General features: G+C 51.0%; 3 protein-coding genes and 1 pseudogene. All 4 read left to right on the forward strand.

Translation table 11 applies throughout. The features are described 5' to 3' along the window. Window positions 1-573 (forward strand): annotated as a pseudogene (locus tag L691_RS0102200) (oligosaccharide flippase family protein); the annotation flags it as partial. Between the two features lie 138 nt (window positions 574-711). Then, window positions 712-2,643: an anaerobic carbon-monoxide dehydrogenase catalytic subunit gene (gene cooS, locus L691_RS0102205; protein WP_036734796.1), complete on the forward strand. Its 1,932-nt coding sequence runs from the start codon at window positions 712-714 to the stop codon at window positions 2,641-2,643. A gap of 22 nt (window positions 2,644-2,665) precedes the next feature. Further along, complete coding sequence (locus L691_RS32420) at window positions 2,666-2,863, forward strand: nucleotide-binding protein (RefSeq protein WP_198022956.1); 198 nt, start codon at window positions 2,666-2,668, stop codon at window positions 2,861-2,863. Beyond that, window positions 2,808-3,479: an ATP-binding protein gene (locus L691_RS27570; RefSeq protein WP_198022957.1), complete on the forward strand. Its 672-nt coding sequence runs from the start codon at window positions 2,808-2,810 to the stop codon at window positions 3,477-3,479. The genes L691_RS32420 and L691_RS27570 overlap by 56 nt, the downstream gene beginning before the upstream one ends. Window positions 3,480-3,628 lie beyond the last annotated feature (149 nt).

Genomic DNA, 3,628 nt, shown 5'->3' on the forward strand with positions numbered 1-3,628 from the left:
AATCGGCGAACCAGACTCGCTTTGGAAGCGGGATGGCTCTGGGGCAGCTCATCCGGCTTGTTCCTCTACAAATATAACACAGAAATTTCTTGCATCCTTTTTGGATCAGCCGAAGCAGCCGAACCGATCAAATATTTATCTATCATTCCACTGCTTGTAGGCTTGCGGGAAATCAGCACGAGCATACTTTGGGCGCAGGACCGTAAAAAAGCGCCGTTACTTGGTCTTATTTGCGGAATAGGTATTGCGGTTACACTTCACTATTTTCTCGTAGCGATCCCCGGATTCAATTACATGGGAGCTTCGGTTGGCATACTCGTATTAGAGATTATAGCTGTAGGTTGGAATTTAAAGCCGCTGTTGCCTGTACTGAAAAAGATAAACTATTCCAAGCTACTCGCAGATTCAGTTATCGTGATAGGCGCAATGCTGATTGTCCTGCTGGTCTCACGCGCACATGTACTCCACGGTTTCTCTGAAAATATCCGGGCTCTTATAGGGATGGCTTTATATGGCGGTATGATCATCTCTTATATTTACTTTCGATTTATAAGGGGGGGCCATAAGTCATAGAAATGACCGCTGGGACCAAATAGAATCGACAGCCACACGATCCGGTGATACAATTCCAATAGATTACAATAGATTACAATAGATCAATAGACTAGGATGTTATCGTTTGGAATTCGTTCAGAATGAGAGAGGATGGATATGGTGGCTAAGTTAAGAGAACTGGAAGAGGTCTCCAAGGATACACAGGTTCAGCAAATGCTGGCGGTTGCCAGAAGCAGGGGGATCGAAACGGCCTTCGATCGTGCCGATCAGATGGCGGCGAAATGCCCATTCGGGTCGGCCGGTCTCTGCTGCCGCTCCTGCCTGGAAGGTCCCTGCCGGATTGTACCGAATGGAAGCGGGCCAAGGCGCGGAGTTTGCGGTTCGGATGCGGATACATTAGTCGCAAGAAGTCTCCTGAACACGATGATTCAGGGAGCGTCGGGCCATGCCGAGCATGGACGGGAAGTCGCGGTGGCTTTGCTGAAGACGGCGGAAGGATTGGCTCCGTATGTGATCCGGGATGTCGGCAAATTGATGCGGGTCGCGAAAGGCTTGAACCTGGAAACTGAAGGGAAATCCATAAACGAAGTTGCAAAGGCTGTGGCGCTTGCGGCGCTTGAGGATTTTCAAAAGCATGAGGGTGTAATGAACTGGATTGAATACCGGGGACACCAAAAGTCGCGCGAAATCTGGGATAAGCTTGGCATCACACCGGTGAATGCCCACCTGGAAATCGCAAAAGCGGTCACGAGAAACGCCATGGGCGGCGACGCCGATCCGCTCAACCTGCTGCTGGGCTCGGTTACGATGGGGCTGGTTGATGGCTACAGCGGACTGCACTTGTCCTCGGATCTGCAGGATATTCTGTTCGGGACGCCGAAAGCGGTCAAATTCAATTACTCCCTTGCGGTGCTCGATGAAAAGCAAATCAATATCGCGGTGCATGGCCATATTCCGCTGCTGTCGGAGAAAATCGTGGAATGGGCGCAAATACTTGAGCGTAAAGCCCTGACCGTCGGTGCGGAAGGGATCAATATTGTCGGTGTCTGCTGTACGGGCAATGAGCTGTTAATGCGCCAAGGGGTGCATGCCGCTTCAAGTTTTTCTTCCCAGGAGCTGGTTATTGTCACAGGTGCGCTTGAAGCAATGGTTGTCGATATTCAGTGTATTATGCCTGGAATCCAGCAGGTAGCGGAATGTTATCATACGGAAATCATCACAACGATGCCGCATGTCAAAATTCCGGGTGCGACGCACGTGAACTTTGAACCGGAATACGCGGATGAGGCAGCCAGGGAGATCGTGGAGCGAGCGATCCGCAATTTTGCAAAACGGGACCCGGCAAAGGTGGTTATCCCAGGCGGTGCGGTGGAGGCCCATGCCGGATTTTCCGTCGAACAAATCTGTGAAGTGACCGCAAAAATCAACGCGGACAAGCCTTTGCAGCCGCTGATTGACGCGATCAAGGACGGGACGATCCGCGGCGTTGCAGCAGTAATCGGATGTACCAATCCGCAGGAGCCGCAAGATATAGGTAATGTTACTGTTGCAAGGGAACTGCTCAAAAACAATGTGCTGATCGTGACTACAGGCTGCGCCGCGCATTCGCTGGCAAAATACGGGCTGATGAATGAAAGCGGGCTTGAAGCGTGCGGCGACAGCTTGAAGGCTTTACTGCGGCAATTGGGACAGCATGCGGGCTTGTCTGCACTGCCGCCGGCTCTTCACATGGGCAGCTGTGTAGACAATTCCAGACCGCTTGATTTGCTGTCGGCGATTGCGGATGAACTGGATGTGCCGGTCTCCAGCCTTCCAGCGGTCGGCAGCTGTCCGGAAACGCATAGCCCAAAGGCGCTTACGATCGGAACTTATTTTATTGCACATGGTGTAGATGTTCATGTCGGTGTGGACCCGCAGGTGTCAGGTTCGAATCTGGTCACCCGGACCCTCACCGGAAGCCGCGAGGATCAAGGCATTACGATGGATGGGCTGTTCGGAGGGAAACTAATCGTCGAAAGTGACCCTGTAAAAGCGGCCGCCATACTACTTGAACGGATTGATATGAAACGTAAAGCGCTTGGAATTTGAAAGATAAGGGAGGGGAAGGAAAATGACTCAGGCCTTAAAAATCGCAATTTCAGGTAAAGGCGGCGTGGGAAAAACAACGGTTGCCGCGATGTTCGCTCATTTACTTAGGAAACAAGGACACCGTGTGCTCGCCATTGACGCGGATCAGGATGCCAATTTTGGGGATGGCATTAGGCTTTGGCAGGGAACAACTATCGGAAATCCGCACCATCGCCGATGACCGGGATTTAATCAAGAAGAAGACCGGAGGCGAGCCGGGCGTTAGCGGCAGCTGGTTCTCGCTGAACCCGAAAGTCGACGATATTCCAGAGGAATATGTTGTGAGCAAAGACGGCATAAGGCTTCTGCAAATGGGCGGAGCATCCAAGGGCGGCACCGGCTGCGCCTGTCCGCAGAGCACGCTGCTGAAAACTCTGCTCAATTACCTGGTGACCGAGGAAAACGACGCGGTAATTATCGATTTTGAAGCGGGGCTGGAGCATCTTGGTCGTTCGACCGCCAAAAACGTGGATGCGCTGATCCTTGTAATCGAGCCGGGAACCCGGAGTCTGGAGACGGCAAAATCCGTCATTCGGCTGGCGAAGGATATTGGCATTGAACAATTTTATTTGATTCAAAATAAATGGATGGAAGGACTAAGCTGCACAGATATGTCCTTGATCCCGGATGAACGGGTGACTCTTCTTGGCAGCATTCCATTTGATCCGGTCTTTGTATCCGCTGATCGAGAAGGTACGGCGGTATATAGCGCTTTGGATGATGGGCTCATCGCTAGTTTTGAGCAAATGCTGAACCGGCTGCTGGAAGAGATGAGCGGTACCCGAGAGTACGCATGAGACTGGCGAAACATTAATAACCTCCGTTTTGATCAAACCTAGAAATAAGGTTTCAAACCGGGGTTTTTATGTCTTCGCAAAACCAGAGAATATTGAAATATATTATGTAATAATTTTGGCTCAAAACCGAAATTAGTGGTTGACGAATC

The sequence above is a fragment of the Paenibacillus zanthoxyli JH29 genome, assembly GCF_000520715.1.
Classification (GTDB): Bacteria; Bacillota; Bacilli; order Paenibacillales; family Paenibacillaceae; genus Paenibacillus_AQ; species Paenibacillus_AQ zanthoxyli.